Genomic DNA, 255 nt, shown 5'->3' on the forward strand with positions numbered 1-255 from the left:
TCGGCGTCAGGACAGCTGCCCGGATCATCACCGAGGTTGCGGGCAAGCACTTCGAGACCGCAGGACACTTGGCATCCTATGCCGGACTCACACCCGTGACCTGGAGATCCGGTACGTCGATCCGCGGCGATCACCCATCGCGGAAGGGCAACAAAGTCCTCAAACGCGCCTTGTTCCTGTCCGCTTTCGCCGCGTTGAAGGACCCGATATCGAGAGCGTATTACGACCGGAAACGTGCCGAGAAGAAACGCCACA

Annotated in this window: 1 protein-coding gene; it reads left to right on the forward strand. The window is 60.4% G+C overall.

Translation table 11 applies throughout. The features are described 5' to 3' along the window. Positions 1-255 (forward strand): transposase (locus NQ034_RS16135; RefSeq protein WP_257050028.1); only part of this gene is annotated, 255 nt, incomplete at both ends.

The sequence above is a fragment of the Brevibacterium moorei genome, from assembly GCF_024580735.1.
Lineage (GTDB): Bacteria > Actinomycetota > Actinomycetes > Actinomycetales > Brevibacteriaceae > Brevibacterium > Brevibacterium moorei.